16 protein-coding genes, 3 pseudogenes and 1 riboswitch are annotated in these 20,187 nt (G+C 72.2%); of the genes and pseudogenes, 7 read left to right on the top strand and 12 right to left on the bottom strand.

What is annotated here, in order from left to right; genetic code table 11:
- Positions 1-136 precede the first annotated feature (136 nt).
- The 6 genes from D7M15_RS22365 to D7M15_RS22340 all read left to right on the top strand — a co-directional run bounded on the left by D7M15_RS22365 (position 137) and on the right by D7M15_RS22340 (position 6,356).
- Positions 137-616 carry an Lrp/AsnC family transcriptional regulator gene (locus D7M15_RS22365; protein WP_206337406.1) on the top strand — a complete coding sequence of 160 codons (480 nt, stop codon included), beginning with the start codon at positions 137-139 and terminating at the stop codon, positions 614-616.
- A complete protein-coding gene (locus D7M15_RS22360; RefSeq protein ID WP_121519128.1) occupies positions 601-1,980 on the top strand; it encodes an aspartate aminotransferase family protein in 1,380 nt (459 codons plus the stop codon). Before D7M15_RS22365 ends, D7M15_RS22360 begins: the two co-directional genes overlap by 16 nt.
- A gap of 200 nt (positions 1,981-2,180) precedes the next feature.
- The gene (locus tag D7M15_RS22355; RefSeq protein WP_121519127.1) at positions 2,181-2,939 is read left to right on the top strand and encodes an ATP-binding cassette domain-containing protein; all 759 of its coding nucleotides are present in this window, start codon (positions 2,181-2,183) and stop codon (positions 2,937-2,939) included.
- Positions 2,921-4,108: a hypothetical protein gene (locus tag D7M15_RS22350; RefSeq protein ID WP_121519126.1), complete on the top strand. Its 1,188-nt coding sequence runs from the start codon at positions 2,921-2,923 to the stop codon at positions 4,106-4,108. Before D7M15_RS22355 ends, D7M15_RS22350 begins: the two co-directional genes overlap by 19 nt.
- Positions 4,109-4,254: 146 nt before the next feature.
- Positions 4,255-5,139, top strand: coding sequence for an IS982 family transposase (locus tag D7M15_RS22345; RefSeq protein WP_121517663.1), 885 nt, complete (start codon positions 4,255-4,257; stop codon positions 5,137-5,139).
- A gap of 122 nt (positions 5,140-5,261) precedes the next feature.
- Positions 5,262-6,356, top strand: coding sequence for an LOG family protein (locus D7M15_RS22340; protein WP_240649712.1), 1,095 nt, complete (start codon positions 5,262-5,264; stop codon positions 6,354-6,356).
- A 17-nt stretch (positions 6,357-6,373) separates the two neighbouring features.
- Here D7M15_RS22340 and D7M15_RS22335 read toward each other — a convergent pair whose 3' ends face one another.
- From D7M15_RS22335 to rpsB, 9 genes and pseudogenes are all read right to left on the bottom strand, one after another.
- Positions 6,374-7,408: an ABC transporter ATP-binding protein gene (locus tag D7M15_RS22335; RefSeq protein ID WP_121519124.1), complete on the bottom strand. Its 1,035-nt coding sequence runs from the start codon at positions 7,406-7,408 to the stop codon at positions 6,374-6,376.
- Positions 7,409-7,424: 16 nt separating this feature from the next.
- Positions 7,425-9,020 (bottom strand): annotated as a pseudogene (locus D7M15_RS22330) (iron ABC transporter permease); the annotation flags it as partial.
- A gap of 104 nt (positions 9,021-9,124) precedes the next feature.
- Positions 9,125-10,195 carry a thiamine ABC transporter substrate-binding protein gene (locus D7M15_RS22325; RefSeq protein WP_121521229.1) on the bottom strand — a complete coding sequence of 357 codons (1,071 nt, stop codon included), beginning with the start codon at positions 10,193-10,195 and terminating at the stop codon, positions 9,125-9,127.
- Between the two features lie 42 nt (positions 10,196-10,237).
- A riboswitch (TPP riboswitch) is annotated at positions 10,238-10,343 on the bottom strand.
- A 112-nt stretch (positions 10,344-10,455) separates the two neighbouring features.
- On the bottom strand, positions 10,456-11,562 hold the full coding sequence (gene rlmN, locus D7M15_RS22320; RefSeq protein ID WP_121519123.1) for a 23S rRNA (adenine(2503)-C(2))-methyltransferase RlmN: 1,107 nt from the start codon (positions 11,560-11,562) through the stop codon (positions 10,456-10,458).
- Positions 11,563-11,683: 121 nt separating this feature from the next.
- Positions 11,684-12,889: a phosphatidate cytidylyltransferase gene (locus D7M15_RS22315; protein ID WP_121519122.1), complete on the bottom strand. Its 1,206-nt coding sequence runs from the start codon at positions 12,887-12,889 to the stop codon at positions 11,684-11,686.
- 11 nt (positions 12,890-12,900) lie between these two features.
- Positions 12,901-13,458: a ribosome recycling factor gene (frr, locus tag D7M15_RS22310; protein ID WP_121521227.1), complete on the bottom strand. Its 558-nt coding sequence runs from the start codon at positions 13,456-13,458 to the stop codon at positions 12,901-12,903.
- A 203-nt stretch (positions 13,459-13,661) separates the two neighbouring features.
- Entirely contained in the window at positions 13,662-14,417 is a 756-nt protein-coding gene (gene pyrH / locus D7M15_RS22305) for a UMP kinase (RefSeq protein WP_121521225.1), read from the bottom strand.
- 158 nt (positions 14,418-14,575) lie between these two features.
- Entirely contained in the window at positions 14,576-15,433 is an 858-nt protein-coding gene (gene tsf, locus D7M15_RS22300; protein ID WP_121519121.1) for a translation elongation factor Ts, read from the bottom strand.
- A gap of 183 nt (positions 15,434-15,616) precedes the next feature.
- Positions 15,617-16,525: a 30S ribosomal protein S2 gene (gene rpsB, locus D7M15_RS22295; RefSeq protein ID WP_121519120.1), complete on the bottom strand. Its 909-nt coding sequence runs from the start codon at positions 16,523-16,525 to the stop codon at positions 15,617-15,619.
- A 519-nt stretch (positions 16,526-17,044) separates the two neighbouring features.
- Here rpsB and D7M15_RS22290 point away from each other — a divergent pair.
- Positions 17,045-17,641, top strand: a pseudogene (locus D7M15_RS22290) (M23 family metallopeptidase); the annotation flags it as partial.
- Between the two features lie 250 nt (positions 17,642-17,891).
- Here D7M15_RS22290 and D7M15_RS22285 read toward each other — a convergent pair.
- From D7M15_RS22285 to D7M15_RS22275, 3 genes and pseudogenes are all read right to left on the bottom strand, one after another.
- The gene (locus D7M15_RS22285) at positions 17,892-18,449 is read right to left on the bottom strand and encodes a TetR/AcrR family transcriptional regulator (protein WP_121519119.1); all 558 of its coding nucleotides are present in this window, start codon (positions 18,447-18,449) and stop codon (positions 17,892-17,894) included.
- A gap of 53 nt (positions 18,450-18,502) precedes the next feature.
- On the bottom strand, positions 18,503-19,348 hold the full coding sequence (whiG, locus tag D7M15_RS22280) for an RNA polymerase sigma factor WhiG (protein WP_121519118.1): 846 nt from the start codon (positions 19,346-19,348) through the stop codon (positions 18,503-18,505).
- A gap of 234 nt (positions 19,349-19,582) precedes the next feature.
- Positions 19,583-20,053 (bottom strand): annotated as a pseudogene (locus D7M15_RS22275) (DNA-processing protein DprA); the annotation flags it as partial.
- Between the last annotated feature and the right edge of the window lie 134 nt (positions 20,054-20,187).

Raw genomic sequence — 20,187 nt, 5'->3', positions numbered from 1 at the left:
CCCTAACCAGGAGGGTGACGCTTTCGATACACCCAACACCCTGGTACAACGAATTCAGCATCCCAGAGCCACCAAGACAACGGATTACATCGCTCCAGGGTTGCCAGAGTGTCGAGTCCTCGTGCAGGGTGTGCCTGTGGCTCGCGACTCCAAGAACACCCACGGCCCGTCGTCGATCGACGCCGTCTCCCTGGCCATCATCGAACAGCTCCAGGAGGACGGACGCCGCCCGTACGGCGCGATCGGCAAGGCCGTCGGCCTGTCCGAGGCGGCCGTACGGCAGCGGGTGCAGAAGCTGCTCGACCAGGGCGTCATGCAGATCGTCGCCGTGACCGACCCGCTCACCGTCGGCTTCATGCGCCAGGCGATGGTCGGGATCACGGTGGACGGCGACATCGACCCCGTGGCCGACGCGCTCGCCGCGATCGACGAGGTCGACTACGTGGTGGTGTCGGCGGGCTCGTTCGACCTCCTGGTCGAGGTCGTCTGCGAGGACGACGAGCACCTCCTGGAGATGCTCACCAAACGCATCCGCACCGTGCCGGGGGTGCGCTCGACCGAGAGCTTCGTCTACCTCAAGCTGCGCAAGCAGACCTACGCATGGGGAACCCGATAGCCGTGAGCAACGACCTGTCCCGTACCGCGTACGACCACCTGTGGATGCACTTCACCCGCATGTCGTCGTACGAGCACGCGCCCGTACCCACCATCGTGCGCGGCGAGGGCGCGTACGTCTTCGACACCGACGGCAAGCGCTACCTCGACGGCCTCGCCGGACTCTTCGTCGTACAGGCCGGGCACGGCCGTACGGAACTGGCCGAGGCCGCCGCGAAGCAGGCGCGGGAGCTGGCGTTCTTCCCGATCTGGAGCTACGCCCACCCGAGCGCCGTCGAACTGGCCGAGCGGCTCGCCGGGCACGCGCCGGGCGACCTGAACAAGGTCTTCTTCACCACCGGCGGCGGCGAGGCCGTGGAGACCGCGTGGAAGCTGGCGAAGCAGTACCACAAGCTCACCGGCAACCACACGAAGTACAAGGTGATCTCCCGCGCCGTCGCCTACCACGGCACCCCGCAGGGCGCGCTGTCCATCACCGGGCTCCCGGCCCTCAAGGCGCCGTTCGAGCCGCTCGTACCCGGCGCCCACAAGGTGCCGAACACCAACATCTACCGCGCCCCGCTGCACGGCGACGACCCGGTGGCCTTCGGGCGCTGGGCGGCCGACCAGATCGAGCAGGAGATCCTCTTCGAGGGCCCGGAGACGGTCGCCGCCGTCTTCCTGGAGCCGGTGCAGAACGCGGGCGGCTGCTTCCCGCCGCCGCCCGGCTACTTCGACCGCGTCCGCGAGATCTGCGACCGGTACGGCGTGCTGCTCGTCTCGGACGAGGTGATCTGCGCGTTCGGCAGGCTGGGCACGGTCTTCGCCTGCGACAAGTTCGGCTACGTGCCGGACATCATCACCTGCGCCAAGGGCATGACCTCCGGGTACTCCCCGATCGGCGCGGCCGTGATCTCCGACCGGGTGGCCGAGCCGTTCTTCCGCGGCGACGACACGTTCCTCCACGGCTACACCTTCGGCGGCCACCCCGTGTCCGCCGCCGTCGGCCTCGCCAACCTCGACCTGATGGAACGCGAGGGCCTGTACCGCCACGTGCTCGACCAGGAGGGCGCCTTCCGCGCCACCCTGGAGAAGCTGCTCGACCTGCCGATCGTCGGCGACGTGCGCGGCGACGGCTTCTTCTACGGCATCGAGCTGGTCAAGGACCGGGCGACGAAGGAGACGTTCACCGACGAGGAGTGCGAACGCGTCCTGTACGGCTTCCTCTCCGGCGCCCTCTTCGAGGCGGGCCTGTACTGCCGCGCCGACGACCGCGGTGACCCCGTCGTACAGCTGGCGCCGCCGCTCATCGCGGACCAGGCGGTCTTCGACGAGATCGAGCAGATCCTCCGCGGCGTCCTCACGGAGGCGTGGAAGCTGCTCTGACCCCCGTCACCCCGACTGCACGGCTCGGCGCGGACGCCTCCATACGGACGTTCCTGCGCGCCCCCGCGCCGAGCCTGCGCCGCTCCCCCGCCACGCTGTCCCTACGGTGCCAGTGACCGAACCCCCCGCCGGTCGTTCGCACCTCGGGGGATGGCGATCAGCAGAGCAGACGGAGCAGAGGTGAGTGGGAGGTGCCTTCGATGGCTGCCCCGCCGGACGACGACGTGCTCTGGGCACGCGGACTGCACTACTCGTACGACGGCTCCCCGGCCCTCCAGGGGATCACCCTCGGAGTACGCCCGGAGGAGATCGTTTCCGTGTCGGGCCCACGCGGCAGCGGCAAGAGCACGCTGCTGGGCTGCCTGTCGGGGCGGCTGGTCCCGACGGAGGGCGAGGTGTGGTTCGACGGCGTGCCCCTGCACTCCCTGGGCCGCGCCTCGCGCGAGCGGCTCCGCCGCGACCGCTTCGGCTGGATCGGCAGCGCGCCGGAGCTGGTGCCGGAGCTGACCGCCTGGGAGAACGCCGCCCTGCCGCTGCTGCTGACCGGCGCCCGGCAGCGCACGGCGCGGGCAGCCGCGTACGAGTGGCTGGACCGCCTCGACATCGGGGACTGCGCGCGGCGGCGCCCCGCGGACCTGCTCCAGTCGCAGCGCCAACGGGTCGCCATCGCACGGGCGTTGGCACCCGGACCGACCGTGCTGTTCGCGGACGAACCGACCGCGCCGCTGCACCAGTTGGACCGTATGCAGGCGCTGCGCACGCTCACCAGCGCCGCCCGCTCGCACGGCATCACGGTGGTGCTCACCTCGCCCGAGCCCGCGCCCGCCGAGACGGACGACTCCACCGGCACGTCGCTCGTCGACCGGTGCGTCCCCCTCGTCGACGGCCGCCGCACCCCCACCGCTCCCCGCCCGGTCACCGAAGCGGAGGGCAGCGCCGCGTGCTCGCTCTCCGCCTAGTCCGCGGCGCGCGCCCGTGGACGCTGCTGCGGCGGCTGTCCGTGGCGTGCGCGATCGCCGTCGCCGGTTTCCTGCTCCTCAGCGCGCTCGGCTACGGCCTGGCGCACCCCCGCGACTCCGGCGACGCCTCCGTACGCCTCCTGTGGTGCCTCGTACCGCTCGCGGCCGCCGCGCAGTTCGCCGCCGCCGTCGCCCGTACGGAGACACCGCCACGGCAGCCGTCCGCGCTGGACACGGCGGGGGTGGGGGCCGCGCGGCTGCCGCTGCTGGCGGCCGGTTCGACGGCGGTGACCGGCGCGTTCGGCAGTGCGCTGGCGCTGCTCGTCTTCCTCCAGCTGCGCGGCGGCAGCGGCAGGCTGCCGTTCGACGGTGCCGCCGCCGACGTCCTCGGCGGCGACCGGCCACTGCCCGCCGCCGCCGTACTGACCCTGCTGTGCCTGACCCCGGCCGTCGCCGCCGGGGCGAGCGCCCTCGCCGTACGATCCCGGGCGCGTACGGGTTCGCGTACGACGGAGGCGGCCCGCGCGGCGGCGATGTCCGGGCTGCCCTGGGGCGCGGCGCTGACCGCGACCGGCATCACGGTGGTGGCCCTCGCCCGGCGCTCCGCGCCCGTGAAGGGCGGCGACGCGGCGCTGCTGCCGCTGCCCGGCACCGTGGACGGCAGCCCGCCCGCCGTGCTCGGCGGATGGCTGCTCGCTGCGGTCGGCCTGGTCCTCGCCGGGCCCGGACTCGCCCACCTGTGCGGCCGGTTGATCAGCCTGGGCCGTCCCGGCGCGCTGCGGCTGCTGTCGGGACGGGTGCTCCAGCAGGAGGCCGTACGCGTCGGGCGGCCGCTCGGCGTGCTGTGCGCGGTGGCGTCCGGGGCGCTGGCGGCGGCGGAACTGTACGGCACGGCGCCGGACGGCGGCGCGCGGGCGTTCGGGCCGCTGACGGCGCTGGGCGCGGCCCTCGTCGTGTGCTGCGCCACCGCGAGCGCGCTGACCGCCGCGACCGCGTGCCGCGCGGAACGGGCGCCGGTCACCGCGACGCTGCTGCGGCTCGGCGCCCCGCGCGGACTGCTGCGCGGGGCGGCGGCGCTGCGCGGCGCGGTGCTCCTCGCCGTACTGGCCCCGGTGACCTGGGGCGTCGGCGTGCTGGCGGCGCTGCCGCTGCACCAGGCCGTGGGCTGAGCCGACGCGGGGCGGGAGCGCGGCAAGTGCCGTGCGGCGGCCGTACGTTCCCCCTCCCCGAACCCCTCGCCGGGCAGCCCCTAGATGAGTGAGTCCGATGTCCGTCCTGGTCGCGACCATGGCGAAGGGCGCCCGTTGGTCAGTGTGTGAAGACAAACCTGGACGCCCTTCTGGCGGCACTGTACGTGTTCATCGACGACCACGTGGCGCCTTGTCGCCGGATCGGGCGACCGCCGAAGCTGACGGACGCCGAACTGATGTGCCTGGCCGTGGCCCAGGTCCTCCTCGGGTTCCCCTCGACCCGGCACTGGATCCGCTTCGCCCACGCCCGCCTCGGCCACCTCTTCCGCTACCTGCCCCAACAGTCCGCCTACAACAAGCGCCTCAACGCCGCAGGTCCGCTCATCAGCCGCGTGATCGAGGCACTGGCCAGGCAGGTGCCGACCTGGAACGACGACCTGCGGCTGATCGACTCCACCCCGCTGCCCTGCGCGGCCTCCCGCGAGACCGTCAAACGCTCCGACCTGGCCGGGCACTGCGGCTACGGCTTCTGCCGCAGCCACTCCCGCTTCTTCTGGGGCTTCCGCCTCTACCTGGTCACCACCGCCGAGGGCATGCCTGTCACCTGGTGCCTGGCCAACCCGAAACTCGGCGAACGGGAGGTGATGACCGCGCTCCTGGAACGCGAACACCACCTCGTCCGCCAAGGGCAGGTGATCCTCGCGGACAAGGGCTTCGCGGGCAAGGAGTTCGAAGCGTTCGTCGCCGAGCGGCTCGGCGCACACCTGGTGCGGCCGGACCGCAAGGACGAACCGGTCCGGCACGGGAAGATCGCCCGGGTCCGCCAGTGGATCGAAGCCGTCATCGACACCCTCAAAGGCCAGCTCAGCCTCGAACAACACGGCGGCAGAACCCCGGCCGGAGTCTTCGCCCGCACCGGACAACGACTCCTCGCCCTCGCCGCCGGCATCTGGCACAACTGGACCACCGGCGCACCCATCAAACGATCACTGATCGCCTACGACCACTGAAGACATCGGACTCATTCATCTAGGCTGACGGCATGCAGCCCCACGACCCCTCCCCCGCCGCGCACGGCCCCGAAGCCGCGGGCGCTCCCGAAGCACTCGGCCCCGTCGACCACGACTGGGAGATGGAGACGCTGGAGGAGTTCGACCGGGTGCTCGCCTCCGCCGGTTCGCTGGCGGGCTGGCGCGTCCAGTCGGTCGACCTCCGCGAACGGACCGCCGCGCTGCGCGGCGTGGCCACCGACGGCGCCGTCTTCCTCGGCTGCCCGATGGAGCCGGAGGCCGCCGCGGCCGCGCGCGCGGGCGGCGCGCTGGTCTTCCCGCCCGTGCCGGACCTGCCGTTCGACCCGTACCGCGGGCTGCTGTACGACGCGCACGAGCTGTTCGAGAACCTGTCCGCGGGCTACGAGGGGACGCCGGACGCCCGCGCGTACGCCTGGTTCCGGGAGACCGGCGGCGACGGCGACATCTTCAGCTCCATGCTGCGCGCCATCCACGACGACTCCGTCAACGACGCCCTCGACGAACTCCTCGTCGGCGCCCGCGTCGTGGGCGTCATGGGCGGCCACGCGCTGAAGCGCGGCTCGGACGCGTTCGCGGACGCGGCCCGGCTGGGCCGCACCCTGGCGCGTTCCGGTCTCACCGTCGCGACCGGCGGCGGACCGGGGGCCATGGAGGCGGCGAACCTCGGCGCGTACACCGCCCCGTTCGAGGACGGCGTGCTCGGCAAGGCCCTGGAGATCCTCGCGGGCTCCCCCTCGTTCACGCCGTCGGTGGGCGCGTGGGCGGAGGCCGGGTTCGCGGTGCGCGACGGGTGGCCCGACGGCGGGCGTTCGGTGGGCATCCCGACCTGGTTCTACGGGCACGAGCCGCCCAACGTGTTCGCGTCGCACATCGCGAAGTACTTCGTGAACGCCGTACGCGAGGACGGCCTCCTCGCCCGTTCCAACGCCGGCGTGGTCTTCCTGCCGGGCGCGGCGGGCACGTTGCAGGAGATCTTCGACAACGCGACGCCCAACTACTACCAGTCGCGCGGCGGGCCGACCCCCATGGTACTCGTCGGCGAGGAGCACTGGACGCGTACGCTGCCCGCCTGGCCGCTGCTGTGCGCGCTCGCGGAGGGCCGCCCGATGGCCGGGCGCATCGCGCTGGTCGACTCGGTCGACGAGGTGCCGGACACCCTGGAGCGGCTGGGGCACGGCGGCGGCGACGGCGCGTAACCGGACGCCGGTCGCGCCTACCGCTCCTCCGGCAGCACCACCACGTCGTCCGCGGCGAAGGCGACACCGACCTCCGCGTCCGTGTCCGGGGCGTCCCGCAGGTCGCAGCTCGCCTCCAGCGGCGGCCCCTGCTCCGGCGCCAGCAGCAGCGCCACCGACGACGACGCGCCACCGCGGAACGTCCGCCCGGTCACCCGGCACGGCAGGCCGTCGGCGGGCGCGGTGAGGCGTACGCCGGTGGGGCGGACCAGCAGCGTACGGGGGCCGCCGGGCGTACCGTCCGGCACCGGTACCGGGCCCCACGGGGTCACTGCGGTGCGGCCCGCGACGTCGGCGCGTACGACGTTGTCGAAGCCGAGGAAGCGGGCGACGAACTCCGAGGCGGGGCGCCGCCACACCTCCAGCGGCGTACCGGCCTGCGCGATCCGCCCGTCCCGCATGACGACGACCCGGTCGGCGAGCGCGAACGCCTCACCCTGGTCGTGGGTCACGGCGAGCACGGTGGTGCCCAGGCGACGGAAGAGGGCGCGGAGTTCGACGACGAGGCGTTCGCGCAGGCCTCGGTCGAGCTGCCCCAGCGGCTCGTCGAGCATCAGCAGGCGCGGCTCCGGCGCGAGCGCGCGGGCCAGCGCCACGCGCTGCTGCTCGCCGCCCGACAGGGAGGGGATCGCGCGGCGGGCGGCGCCGGGGAGGCCGACCAGGTCGAGGAGTTCGACGACGCGCTCCTCCACCGCGTGCCGCCCGAGCCGCCGCATCTCCAGCCCGAACGCGACGTTCGCGCCCGCGTCCCGCTGCGGGAACAGCTGGTGGTCCTGGAACATCAGCCCCAGTCCGCGCCGGTGCGCGGGCACCCCGGCCTGGTCGCGCCCGGACAGCCGGACCCGCCCCGCGTCCGGCTGTTGGAGCCCGGCGACGACGCGCAGCAGCGTCGACTTCCCGCTGCCGCTCGGCCCGAGCACGCACACGGTCTCGTGCGCGGCGACGGTCAGGTCGACGGCGTCCAGCGCGGCCCGCGCCCCGTACCGTACGGTCACGCCCTCCAGGCGCAGCATCAGAACTCCCCCGCGGGTCGGTGCGTACGCGTTCCAACGCGAGCAGCGTCACCGCGCACACCAGCATCAGGATCGTGCTCAGGGCCATCGCCTGCCCGTAGTTCAACTCCCCGGCGCGGCCCAGGAAACGGGACACGGCGACGGGCAGGGTGGGGCTGTCCGGGCGGGCGATGAAGACCGTCGCGCCGAACTCACCGAGCGACACGGCGAACGCGAAACCCGCCGCGACCAGCAACGCCCGCCCCACCAGCGGCAGTTCGACCGCCCGCCACGCCCGCCACGGCGAGGCGCCGAGCACGGCGGCGGCCTCCCGCAGCCGTACGTCCACGGCGCGCAGCACCGGCAGCAGCGTACGGAGCACGAACGGCACGCCCACCAGCGCCTGCGCGAGCGGCACCAGCAGCCACGACGTACGCAGGTCGAGCGGCGGCTCGTCCAGCGCGATGAGGAAGCCGAAGCCGACGGTCACGGCGGACGTGCCCAGCGGCAGCATCAGCAGCGCGTCGAAGCCGCGGACGAGACGTCCGGCGCGGCGGGTGAGCGCGGCGGCCGCGAGACCACCGACGACGAGGGCGACAAGCGTCGCGACGGCGGCGTACGCGAGGGAGTTGCCGACCGCCTCGACGGGCGGTACGAGGAACGTGCCGTCGGCGTCGAGCCTGCCCAACGCGCGGTAGAACATCAGCCCGTGGGAGCCGTCGGAGGCGCGCAGGGAGCGTTCGACGAGGACGGCGAGCGGCGCCAGCAGCAGTACGGCGACGACCGCCAGCACCGACCAGAGCAGCGCCCACTGCCCCACGCCCTCGGGGCGGCGCGCGGTGTGCCGGGCGTCGACCAGGCCGAGGGCGGTCTCCCGGCGGCGTACGGACCAGGCGTGCACGGCGAGCAGCGCGCCGACGGCGGCGAACTGGAGCAGGGTGAGCACGGCGGCGGTCGGCAGGTCGAGGAGACCGGCGGTCTGCCGGTAGATCTCGACCTCCAATGTGGCGTAGCGCGGCCCGCCGAGGACCTGCACGACGCCGAACGACGTGAACGTGAACAGGAACACCATCAGCGCCGCCGCCGCGACCGACGGGGTCAGCGCCCGCAGCGTCACCTTCCGCCAGGCGGCGAGTCGCCCGGCGCCCAGGACGCGCGCGGCCTCCTCCTGACGCGGGTCCAGCTGGGACCACAGGCCGCCCACCGTCCGTACGACGACGGCGTAGTTGAAGAACACGTGCGCCAGCAGGATCGCCCACACCGAGGTGTCCAGCCGCAGCCCGAACGCCTCGTCCAGCGCGCCGCCCCGACCCAGCAGCGCCAGGAACGCGGAGCCGACGACGACCGTCGGCAGCACGAACGGCACCGTCACCAGCGCGCGCAGCAGCCGCTTGCCGGGGAAGTCGAAGCGGGCGAAGACGTACGCGCCGGGCAGCGCCAGCAGCAGCGTCAACCCGGTGGACGCCGCGGCCTGCCACACCGTGAACCACAGGACGTGCAGCACGTCCGGGTCGGACAGCACCTCCCCGGCGCGCGCCCACTGCCAGTGCCCGCCGTCGCGCAGGCCGCGGCCGACGATCGCGGCGACGGGGTAGCCGAAGAAGAGGGCGAAGAAGGCGGCGGGCACGGCCATCAGCGCGAGCCGTACGGCGGCGGCGCGGCGGGGGGCGTACGGGCGCGGGGCGGGTCCGTCGGGGCCGGGGGGCGCTCCGGCGGGCGGTTCCGCGCCCCGTACGGTCACTTCAGCACGAGCGAGGTCCACGACTTCACCCACTGCTCCCTGCCCGCACCGATCCGCTCCGGCTCCATCACCACCGGCCGGTCGGCGGTCGCACCGTAACGGGTGAACAGCTCCGGCAGCTTCGCGTCCGCGCGCGCGGGCTTCACGAACATCTGGAGCGGCAGGTCCTCCTGGAACTCCCTGCCGAGCAGGAAGTCCAGCAGCGCCTTCCCGCCCTTCTCGTTGCGCGCGCCCGACAGCAGCCCGGCGAATTCCGTCTGCCGGAAGCACGTCCCCTCCGCGACCCCCGTGGGCGCCTCCTTCGGCAGCGGCTCCTTGCCCAGCACCTCGACGGGCGGGCTGGAGGCGTACGAGACGACGAGCGGGCGGTCGCCCTTGCCCTTGCCGGCGGCCGAGCCGCTGAAGCGGTCGTTGTACGCCTGCTCCCAGCCGTCGACGACCTCGACACCGTTGGCCCGGAGCTTCTTCCAGTAGCCCTCCCAGCCGTCGTCGCCGTACGTCTCGACGGTGGCGAGGAGGAAGCCGAGGCCGGGTGAGGAGGTGGCGGCGTTCTCGGTGACGAGGAGGTCCTTGTACGCGGGCTTCGCCAGGTCGTCGAGCGAGCGCGGCGGGGCCAGCTTCTCGCGGGCGAACCAGTCGCGGTCGTAGTTGACGCAGATGTCACCGGTGTCGACGGGCGTCACCCGGTGCCCGCCGGTGCCGTCCCGCAGGGCCGCCGGGACCTTGTCGAGGCCCTTCGCCTCGTACGGGGTGAAGACGCCGTTGTCGAGCGCGCGGGACAGCAGGGTGTTGTCGACGCCGAAGAAGACGTCGCCCTGCGGGTTGTCCTTGTTGAGCACCGCCTGGTTGACGGCCGAGCCCGCGTCGCCGCCCCGCAGGACCCGCACCTCGTACCCGGTGCGTTCGGTGAAGGCGGCCAGCACCTTCTTCGACGCCGCGAACGAGTCGTGCGTGACGAGCGTGACGGTCTTCGACGCCTCGCCGTCGCCGGAGCCGCCCGAGCCGCAGCCCGCGAGCAGCGAGGCGCCCAGCGCGACGGCGAGGCCGGTGGTCACGGTCTGTCTCATACTGCCGCCCTCGGTACGGGTACGCGGGCGCACGTGGGCAGCACAAGAGATTGGCCGAACTTCCTACCCAGCATGACCTGGGCGAGGTTCGAGGGTCTGCGGCTGGTGCCGCACTCTCAGCGCTGCTCGCGCTCCCCTGTCGGTGTGTACGTTCTTTCGAACAGTACCAGCCCGGCCGTGACGGCCCCGGTCAGCGCCCGGCGGATGACCCGCGTGACCGACGGATGCCCGGCCGCGACCGTACGGCGGCCGGTCAGCTCTCAGCGTTCGGTGGCCGCCAGCTGCCCGCAGGCGCCGTCGATCTCCTGGCCGCGGGTGTCCCGTACGGTCACCGGCACCCGGTGCGCCTCCAACGCCCGTACGAACTCCCGCTCGTCCTCCGGCCGGGACGCGGTCCACTTCGAACCGGGCGTCGGGTTGAGCGGGATGAGGTTGACGTGCACCCGCTTGCCCTTGAGGAGGCGGCCGAGGAGATCGGCGCGCCACGCCTGGTCGTTGATGTCGCGGATCAGCGCGTACTCGATGGAGACACGGCGGCCGGAACGCTCCGCGTACTCCCAGGCGGCGTCCAGCACCTCCCGTACCTTCCAGCGGGTGTTCACCGGGACGAGGGTGTCGCGCAGCTCGTCGTCGGGCGCGTGCAGCGAGACCGCGAGGCGGCACGTGAAGCCCTCGTCCGCGAAGCGCAGCATGGCCGGAACGAGACCCACCGTCGACACCGTGATGCCGCGCTGGGAGATGCCGACACCGTCCGGCTCCGGGTCGGTCAGGCGGCGGATGGCACCGACGACGCGGTTGTAGTTGGCGAGGGGCTCGCCCATGCCCATGAAGACGATGTTGGAGAGCCGGGCGGGACCGCCGGGGACCTCGCCGTCGCGCAACGCCCGCATGCCGTCGACGATCTGGTGCACGATCTCGGCGGTCGACAGGTTGCGGTCGAGGCCCGCCTGACCCGTGGCGCAGAACGGGCAGTTCATGCCGCAGCCCGCCTGCGAGCTGATGCACATGGTCACCCGGTCCGGGTAGCGCATCAGCACCGACTCCACGAGGGTGCCGTCGTGCAGCTTCCACAGCGTCTTGCGGGTGGTGTCGTCGTCGCAGCTGATGTGCCGTACGACCGACATCAGCGGAGGCAGCAGCTCCGTCGCGAGCCGCTCGCGCGCGGCCGCGGGGATGTCCGTCCACTGCGCGGGGTCATGGGCGTAGCGCGCGAAGTAGTGCTGCGACAACTGCTTGGCGCGGAACGGTTTCTCGCCGAGCGCCGCGACCGCCTCGCGGCGCTCCGCGGGGGTGAGGTCGGCGAGGTGCCGCGGCGGCTTGGCGGCGCCGCGGGGCGCGGTGAAGGTCAACTCTCCGGGTGCAGGCATAACCCCACCAGTGTCGCAGACGCGCGGAGCGGGTAGGGGCGCCGCCCGAGCCCGCGACGGCCGGGGGGGCCGACTCCCGTACGGCCGGTGCGGGAGGACCGGCCGTACGGTTCGGTTCCGGTCAGCCGGAGCCGACGAAGGCCACCAGCAGCAGCCAGGCGACGGGGGCGGTCGGCAGCAGCGAGTCCAGCCGGTCCATGATGCCGCCGTGGCCCGGCAGCAACGTGCCCATGTCCTTGATGCCCAGATCCCGTTTGATCATGGACTCGCCCAGGTCACCGAGGGTCGCGCTGACCGCGACCGCCAGCCCGAGGACGATCCCCTGCCACCACACGCCGCCGTCCACGGCGAACTGCATGCACAGGGCGCCCGCCACCATGGCGAAGCCGATCGCGCCGAACAGGCCCTCGCGGGTCTTGCCGGGGCTGATCCGCGGGGCGAGCTTGTGCGTGCCGAAGCGCCAACCGACGGCGTACGCGCCGGTGTCGCTCACGACGGTGAGCACCAGGAACGTCATCACCCGCTGAGGGCCGTCGTCGGCCGCGAGCATCAGGGCCACGAACGTCGCCAGGAACGGGACGTAGAACGCGACGAACACCGCCGCCGTCACGTCCCGCAGATACTGGTCGGGCGCATCCGTCATCCGCCACACCAGCACCGCGAGCGCCGTCATGGCCATCGCCACCCAGGCGCCCTCCGCACCACGGGCGTACCCCGCGAAGATCATCGCGGCGCCGCCGACGGCCAACGGGACCAACGGGACGCGGATGTCCTTGCGTTCGGCCAGCCGCGTCGTCAGCTCCCACAGCCCGACGCAGACGGCACCGGCGACCACGACGACGAACGCCGCCTTGTAGACGAAGAGGGAGACCACGATCAGGGCGCCGAGGGCGAGGCCGACCCCTATCGCCGCCCCCAGGTCACGACCGGCACGCTGCTTGCCCGCCGCCTTCCGCTGCTCCTTCTCCTGCTCCGCTCCCCCGGCACGCGCGCGGGCCCGGCGGCCCGGCGGGGGCGCGGGCGGGCCGGAACCCCCGGGGTCGTCGGGTCGGCCCGGCCGACCGGACGGGTCGGGGGGCGACGCGTGGTCCCACGGTCCGGGGCCACGGCGTCCTGCGTCGTCGCCGCCGGGGCCACCCCGGTCAGGCGTGTCGGGCACGATGGGCATGGGCCGAGTCTGCGACGCGTCCGCCAGGTCGCCGTCCAGGCGCGCGGGACCGCCCGCCTCGCTTCGCTGCGGGGGGTGTCCCGGCATGCCGGGTGGCCGGTCGGGGGCGCCCCGGAAGCCGCTGCCCGGTGGCGGGAACCCCCGCGATGAGTCAGTCACGGATCACAGCCTCAGACTTCGAGCAGCTCGGCTTCCTTGTGCTTGAGCAGCTCGTCCACCTGCCCGACGTACTTCGCGGTCGTGTCGTCCAGCTCACGCTCGCCGCGGCGGCCCTCGTCCTCGCCGATCTCGCCGTCCTTGATCGCCTTGTCGAGGCTCTCCTTGGCCTTGCGGCGCACGCTCCGGATGGAGATCTTGGCGTCCTCGCTCTTGGTCTTCGCGACCTTGATGAACTCCCTGCGGCGCTCCTCCGTCAGCTCCGGCAGCACCACCCGGATGAGGTGCCCGTCGTTCGACGGGTTGACGCCCAGGTCGGAGTCGCGGATCGCCTGCTCGATGTTGCGCAGCGAGCTCTTGTCGAACGGGGTGACCACCGCCATCCGCGGCTCCGGCACCGAGAACGACGCCAGCTGGTTGATCGGGGTCATCGTGCCGTAGTACTCCGCCACGATCTTGTTGAACATCGCCGGGTGCGCACGACCGGTGCGGATCGCGGCGAAGTCCTCCTTGGCGACGACGACCGCCTTCTCCATCTTCTCCTCGGCCTCGAGGAGGGTCTCTTCGATCACCACGTGCTCCTGGTTCGATGAATGAGCCTGAGGGGCTGCCTGCCTGCTCCGGTAACGGCTGCCGGAGGCGAGCAGTGCCCTGATTCCCTGCACGGTGTCCGACCGGCAGGCTGTTGTCCATCCCCGTACCGCGCCGTTCCGGCCACCCCAACGGCACGCCGTCGCGGGCGACTTCAGGTGACGTCACGCGGCCGGGGAGCCGGTCAGTCCCTGGTGCTCCGGCTGCTCACCAGGGTGCCGATCTTCTCACCTTTCACCGCACGGCCGATATTGCCCTCGGCCAGCAGCTCGAAGACGAGGATCGGCAGTTCGTTGTCCCGGCAGAGGGTGACGGCGGTGGCGTCGGCCACCTTGAGGTTCCTGGTGATGACCTCGCCGTACTCCAGGGCGTCGAACTTCACGGCGTCCGGGTTCGTCGCCGGGTCGGCGTCGTAGACCCCGTCCACACCGTTCTTGCCCATGAGCAGCGCCTCGGCGTCGATCTCCAGGGCGCGCTGCGCGGCGGTGGTGTCGGTGGAGAAGTACGGCATGCCCATCCCGGCGCCGAAGATGACGACGCGTCCCTTCTCCAGGTGCCGTACGGCACGCAGCGGGATGTACGACTCCGCGACCTGGCCCATGGTGATGGCGGTCTGGACGCGGGAGTCGATGCCCTCCTTCTCCAGGAAGTCCTGGAGCGCGAGGCAGTTCATGACCGTCCCGAGCATGCCCATGTAGTCGGAGCGCGCCCGGTCCATGCCCCGCTGCTGCAACTCGGCGCCGCGGAAGAAGTTGCCTCCGCCGATCACGACGGCGATCTCCGCACCCTCGCGGACCACGGAGGCGATCTCCCGTGCCATCTTGTGCACGACGTCGGGATCGACCCCCAGCCCCCCGCCACCGGCGAACGCCTCGCCGGAGAGTTTCAGCAGGAAGCGACGCCGTCCGTGGTCTTTGTCGGTGTCGGTGTCATTGCTCATGGAGATCTCCTCGTGCATACGAAGGAGGCCACTGCCGGTGGACCCTGTCGGCTCCTCTTGGCAATGGCCTCCTCGTCAGAACTGCCGTGTGCCCGACCCTAACGGGTGCCTTCCCGGCTCGCGGACCAGGTAGGGGGCACCGGAATCGGCGGGGTGGGTCAGGCGCCGACGCGGAAGCGCGCGAACTGCTTCAGCGAGACACCGGCCTCTTCGAGCACCTTCGCCACGGACTTCTTGTTGTCCTTGGCGAAGGGCTGGTCGAGGAGGCAGTTCTCCTTGTAGAAGCCGTTCACACGGCCCTCGACGATCTTCGGCAGGGCCTGCTCGGGCTTGCCCTCCTCGCGCGCGGTCTCCTCGGCGATACGGCGCTCGCTCGCCACCGTCTCGGCCGGGACGTCGTCACGGGAGAGGAACTTCGGCGAGAACGCGGCGATGTGCTGCGCCACGTCCTTGGCGATACCGGCCTTCGCGGCGTCGTCCGAGACCGAACCGGCGTCCAGCTCCACGAGCACGCCGACCTGCGGGGGCAGGTCCGGGCTGGTGCGGTGCAGGTACGTGGCGACGTAGCCGTCGGAGAACTTCGCGAAGCGGTCCAGCACGATCTTCTCGCCGAGCGTGGCGTTGGCCTCGTCCACGTACGCCTGCACGGTCTTGCCGCTCTCGATCTCCGAGGCGAGCAGGGTCGGGGTGTCGGCCGGGTCGGTGTTGTCGACGTGGAGGGCGATCGCGTCGGCGACGACGGTGAACTTGTCACCCTTCGCCACGAAGTCGGTCTCGCACTTCAGCTCGACGAGCACACCCGAGGTGTTGCCGTCGGCGATACGGGCGACGACCGCGCCGTTGGACGCCGTACGCGACTCGCGCTTGGCGACGCCCTTCTGGCCCTTGACGCGGAGGAACTCGACGGCCTTGTCGACGTCGCCCTCGGCCTCGTCCAGCGCCTTCTTGCAGTCCATCATGCCGGCGCCGGTGAGCTCGCGCAGCTTCTTGACGTCAGCGGCGGTGTAGTTCGCCATCCTTCTTTCCTTCTGTGCACTCGGCCCCGCCGCGCGCTGTGCGCCGGGCGGGGCTGTCCGTCATGAGGTCGCTGTGGTGGCGGGCCGGGCGAGCGGTTTCGCACCGCTCAGCCGGGCTGGTCCGCCGTACGCCCGGCGGTGGGAAACGGGTCCCCTCCGCCGGGCGTTCACACGTGTGGAGCGTCAGGCGTCGGCGGGCTTCTCGGCCTCGGCCGGGGCCGCGGCGGCCTCGGGCTCGGCGGCCTGGACGGCCTCGTCGGCCGGCTTCTCGTCGGCCTTGTCCTCGGCCTTCGCCTCGTCCGGCTTGGGGGCCTCGGCCTTCTCGCCCTCGAGCAGCTCGCGCTCCCACTCGGCCAGCGGCTCACCGGCGGCCTTCTCGCCCTTGCCCTCACCGGAACCGGCCGAGCGGGCGATCAGGCCCTCCGCGGCGGCGTCGGCGATCACGCGGGTGAGCAGGGTGACGGAACGGATCGCGTCGTCGTTGCCCGGGATCTTGTAGTCGACCTCGTCGGGGTCGCAGTTCGTGTCCAGGATCGCGACGACGGGGATGTTGAGCTTCCGCGCCTCGCCGACGGCGATGTGCTCCTTCTTGGTGTCCACGATCCAGACGGCGCTGGGCACCTTCTGCATCTCGCGGATACCGCCGAGGGTCTTCTCGAGCTTGGCCTTCTCCCGCGAGAGGACCAGCAGTTCCTTCTTGGTGAGGCCGGAGGCGGCCACGTCCTCGAAGTCGATCTGCTCGAGTTCCTTCAGGCGCTGGAGGCGCTTGTAGACGGTCGAGAAGTTGGTCAGCATGCCGCCGAGCCAGCGCTGGTTCACGTAGGGCATGCCCACGCGGGTGGCCTGCTCCGCGATGGCCTCCTGCGCCTGCTTCTTCGTGCCGACGAACATGATGGAGCCGCCGTGCGCGACGGTCTCCTTGACGAACTCGTAGGCGCGGTCGATGTACGACAGCGACTGGAGCAGGTCGATGATGTAGATACCGTTGCGCTCGGTGAAGATGAAGCGCTTCATCTTCGGGTTCCAGCGACGGGTCTGGTGCCCGAAGTGGACGCCGCTCTCCAGCAGCTCCCGCATCGTGACGACGGCCATGGCCGTTCTCCTTGAGGTGCTCGGTTGTCTCACGCGGGCCGTACGACCCGCGCGCCTGACGCCCCTGACGCGCTGTGCCTGCGGAGTCCCGTACGTGCGGGGAGGCTTCCGAGGACCGAGGTACGCGGCCACCGGGTGAGGGTGGCGGGGCGTGCGAAGTCGACCCGATGACCCGGATCGCCAGCAGAAGTGTACGGGACCGGGGAAGCGGCGTGCGACCGGCTCCGGGAGGACCGGGACGGGGCGTTCACGGGCGGTGGTCGCGGCCCCCGGGGTGGCGGCGGAGGCGGCCGGGACCGGGTGGATTCACGCGCCGGGGTGAGCGAGTTGTCCACAACCCGCGGGTTGTCCACCGTTCCCCACCATGATCCACAAGGAGGCCGCCGGAGCCGTCACGCTCTGCCCATGCGAAACCGACATTCCGTACGCGCCGATCTGCCGTCCTCGCCCGCCTGCCGCCCGTCGGCACTTACGCTGGCGCTGGCCGTGCTGTTCGTGGCGACACTGGCGCTGCTCACGATGACGCGGCCACCGTCCCGCGGCGGCACCGATCCGGGCGCCGCCCGGGTGCCCGCGCCCGCCGCCGCATCCGTCGGCGCGACGAAGGCCGACGGGCGTGAACCGTCCCGCGGTTGGCCCGTCGAGGGTGCCGCCGGGGGCGTCCGGCCCGTGGTCGTGCGCGGCTGGGAGCCGCCGCCCGCACCGTGGGCCGCGGGTCACCGTGGCGTGGACCTCGCGGCCCGCGCGGGACAGGCCGTTCGCGCGGCCGGGGCGGGCACGGTCTCGTTCGCCGGGCCGGTCGCCGGGCGGGGAGTGGTCGCGACCGAGCTCTCGGGCACGGGCGATCCGCCGCTGCGCACCACGTACGAGCCCGTGCGCGCGTCCGTCGCGAAGGGCGAACGGGTGCGGGCGGGCGACGTGGTCGGGACGGTGCAGCGGGCACGCTCCGGGAAGTCGGGGCGGCCGGGGCGGCCGGTGGCGTTCCACTGCCGCTCCGCCTGCCTGCACTGGGGTCTGCTGCGCGGCGACCGTTACCTGGACCCGCTGTCGCTGCTGCCACCGCACATGCTCCGTGGGGGGCCGGCTCGGCTGCTGCCGTATGCCGACGTGCCGGAGCCACGGGAGGACGCCGGAGACGGGGGCGGAGGCGCGGACGTGAGCGCGGACGGCGTACGGCTCTCCGGCGAGGGCTCACTCACCGCCAGAACGTCCCGCACCAGCGCACCGTCGGGCGGTGGCGCCGCACCGCTCACCGCCGCGGCGGCCCTGGCCGGCGCCGCGTTCCAGGCGCGCCGGAAGCTACGGGAAGGGCGGAGACCGACGGTCGCGGCCGCAGCCAGCACGCGCCCGACGCCCCGGCGACGGTTCAGCCGCGCACGCCGTTCAGCACCATCGACACCGCGGCCTCGGTGACTCGTACGGGGTCCTCGGCGGCACCGAGTTCGATCCGCCGTACCGCCGCGTCGACCACCCCTTGGAGGAGCATCGCGGCGAGCCGGGGCTGGGTGTGGCCGAGGTCGGCGAGGGCCTCGACGACCATCGCGACCAGGCCGCCGTGCGCGGCGCGGATCTGCTCGCGGGCGGCGGCGTCGAGTTCCCCGGCGGAGATCGCGACGACCGCGCGGTGTCGGCGGTCACCGACGAGCGCCAACTGCTGCCGCACGTACGCCTCGACCTTCGCCTCGGGTCCGTCGGCCTCCGCCATGGCGAACTCGACCTCGGCCGCCCACACCGGGAAGTCGACCGCGCACAGCTCCTCGACGACGGCGGCACGCGAACGGAAGTACTCGTACACGGAGGACCGCGCGAGACCCGTGCGCCGCGCGAGCGCCGGGAACGTCAACGCCTCCGTGCCGCCTTCGGAGAGGAGGGAACGCGCCGCGTCCAGCAGGGCGCCACGCTGCAAGGTCCGGTGCTCGGCCACCGAGGCCGCTCGAATCCTGGGCACCCGTCCACTCTACGGACGGCAGTACCGATTCAGCGACCCATCTCCGCAAGCTTCCCCCGGAGCTGGAGGACCGACTTGGTGTGGATCTGGCTGACCCGGCTCTCGGTCACGCCCAGTACGTGCCCGATCTCGGCGAGCGTGAGGCCCTCGTAGTAGTAGAGGGTGACGACCGTCTTCTCCCGGTCCGGCAGGGTGTTGATGGCCCGCGCCAGGAGCCGCCGCAGCTCCCTGTCCTCCGCGATCTCCACCGGGTCGTCGGCGGCGGTGTCCTCCAGCTTGTCCATCAGGCTGAGGCCGTCCCCGCCCTCGCCGCCCGCGTGCGACAACTCCTCCAGCGCGACGACGTTCGCCAGCGACAACTGGCTGAAGACCCCGTGCAGTTCCTCGACGGAGATCTCCATCTCGGCGGCGACCTCGGCCTCCGAGGGCGTTCGCCGCAGGGACGCCTCCAACGTGGCGTACGCCCGCTCGACCGCGCGCGCCTTCTGCCGTACGGAGCGGGGAATCCAGTCCATGGCCCGCAGTTCGTCGATCATCGCCCCGCGGATACGGGTGATCGCGTAGGTCTCGAACTTGATGGCGCGGTCCGGGTCGAACTTCTCGATGGCGTCGATGAGCCCGAAGACACCGGAGGAGACGAAGTCCGCCTGCTCCACGTTCGGTGGCAGGCCCACGCTGACGCGCCCGGCGACGTACTTGACCAGCGGCGAGTAGTGGAGGATGAGCTGTTCCCGCAGCCGACCGTCGCCCGTGCCCTTGTACGACCGCCACAGCTTGTCCAGCGCGCTGGGGCCGGTGCTGGGCGCGACGGCCTCGACAGCGACCGGCGCCTCGGCGGTGGCCGTACGGTCGGGCCCGGAATTGTGCTGGGGCATTCGTCGCCTTGAGCCGTTCTACTGGGGAGTCAGAATGAGGTGAGCGTAGCGTGACCGCCTGATCGCCATGCGCGATGAGCACTCGATCAGGTATGCGCAGATACGTTCCGCTGCACGCACCCCTGGGTTACGCCGCAGGCAGGCACGTTCCATGGGTTGCGGAGCGGATACCGGCTGAACCAGCGGGCTACGCTCACCCTTTCACCCCGCAGCCGCGGGTCAAGGACCGCACCGTCACACGTTGGGGTGTCTGGCCCCGGCCGGTGCGGGCGGCAGCAACCACCAGTGGTCGCCCTTCCGTTCGACGAATCCGAGTGATCTCAGTTCGTGGAGGCGCACGAGCGTGAGCTCACTCGGCGTGCCCGCGGCACGCGCCAATTTCCCCACCGGAACGGCGTTCCGCGCAGGCATCGCCTCCAGGACCCGCGCCGCCGCCGGGGGCAGCAGGTCGCGGGGCAAGGCCGGTCCCCTGCGTTCGGGGGCCAGCTCCCCGATGTGCCCGACGAGTTCGATCACCTCGTCGGGGTCGGTGACGAGTGCGCCGTCGGCCCGCAGGAGCCGGTGCACTCCCGAGGACAACCCCGACGTGACCGGGCCCGGCACCCCCATGACCGTCCGGTGCAGCTCCCTGGCCCGTCGCGCCGTGACGAGGGAGCCGCTGCGCAGCTCCGCCTCGACCACGACCGTGCCGCGGGTGAGCGCGGCGTTTTGTTGGGGTGGGTGCTCTGTCGTGTGACGTTGCATGAAAGTCTCTTGCGCGGCCTGTACACAACACCTCTGTATGGGTGTCGTGCATGTGGCGTGGCGTACATCAGATGAGAGAGAGCACCAGGTTGAGG

Origin of the sequence: Streptomyces sp. Z26, assembly GCF_003665095.1 — a bacterium.
Classification (GTDB): Bacteria; Actinomycetota; Actinomycetes; order Streptomycetales; family Streptomycetaceae; genus Streptomyces; species Streptomyces phytohabitans.
This window is presented reverse-complemented; position numbering and strand designations above follow the sequence as displayed.